At 56.1% G+C, this 1,243-nt stretch carries 2 protein-coding genes; both read right to left on the bottom strand.

All coding sequences use genetic code 11. From position 1 onward, the window contains the following. Positions 1–93: 93 nt before the first annotated feature. Positions 94–621 (bottom strand): hypothetical protein, encoded by a 528-nt coding sequence (locus AB0J06_RS26335; protein ID WP_009684360.1) that lies wholly within the window; start codon positions 619–621, stop codon positions 94–96. Between the two features lie 32 nt (positions 622–653). Then, positions 654–1,243, bottom strand: a 590-nt coding sequence (locus AB0J06_RS26330) for a hypothetical protein (protein ID WP_357432356.1), incomplete at its 5' end; no start/stop codon positions are given.

The following is a 1,243-nucleotide window of genomic DNA, read 5'->3' as shown; positions in this document are numbered from 1 at the left end:
GCTGTTGCGCTGGGGTTTTTCTTTTTTTTGCCATCTGAGTATTTTCCTCGCGAACTCAAACAGTGGCCTGGCAAAGCCAGGCCACTAGCAGAATCAGTTGTTTGCAGAAGCATCAAGAATCAGCTTATGGCTGCAATTGGTCGGATTACCGTCGACCAGAGTGCACCCTCCGAAACCGAACTCCAGGGGCTGTCCCTTTTTGATTTCGAACGACTGACTGAACTCGTTTCGGCTCATCTTCGGCAAATCAATCGCCAGATTAGTACCAGCCAGGGGCGCCTTGTCGAACCCCTCCAGCACAGCCAGCGAGCCTTTTACGGCGACGATCACGTTTTCACCAACAACAGCTGTCGGAGTCATCGACATATCGAGGCCCGTAACAAGCTTGCCCGGAATCAGCGTCGTTTTTTTGCCGTCGCTTACAGCTTTTTCGATATAGCTGTGGAGGACCTGGTCTTTAACGGGAAGGGTATTCCCCAGAAGAGTCGGTGCGGCAAACGAAGCGACAACCTCGTCCCCTTTGAACACCTTACCGCTCAGAAAGATGTTCGACCCGGATTCCGCCAGAGCCGAAGTGGCCAGCATGGGAAACATTACAGCAACAATCAGGAAGCGCTTCATCGCTTGTTATCCTTGGGTTGGTTTTTCAGTTTTCACGGTGAAAACAGCGAGCACCTAAGCTTGCTGTCGTTCCTCTTCAGGCGCGTCGGAGTCCTCAGTCGCCAGATCTTTTTCAGCCCTGTCGAGGTACGCAGCAGCTCATCGAGCAGCAGCCGAGTCTCGACAGCCAGGGAGGTATAGCCAGGATCCTGGCGAACGGTCTTAGCAGCCTGGTAGAGCGAGTCAGAGTGCTTCTTCACCACTCGCTTGATTGCTGCGCCAGGCGCGTGCTTCGCAGTCGCTTTGTTCCGGCCCTGGGCCTGTGCTGCAGCAAGCATCTGCTCAAGAACCTCGACGGCCTTGTCGCCATGCGTCTTCAGCAGCTTGACCGCTTCAGTGGCCGAGATCCGGTCGTCGATAACGGCATCACGAATAGATTTCGGTCCCCCTACGAGCATCAGCAGGCCATCGACATAGGCAGTACCGAGGCCCATCCGATCGGCGACGACTTCGAGCTCTAGGCCGTAGCGAATCAGGCGTTTGCAAACCAGGCCCGTTTCGTAAGGCGTCAGGGGCAAACCGGTGTTGCCTGCTCGGCCCGCTCGTCGAGATCGGCTCCGCCGAGGTCGAGCCAGCGCTCCAG

The organism is Micromonospora sp. NPDC049679 (genome assembly GCF_040659735.1).
In the GTDB taxonomy this organism is placed as follows: domain Bacteria; phylum Actinomycetota; class Actinomycetes; order Mycobacteriales; family Micromonosporaceae; genus Micromonospora_I.
This window is presented reverse-complemented; position numbering and strand designations above follow the sequence as displayed.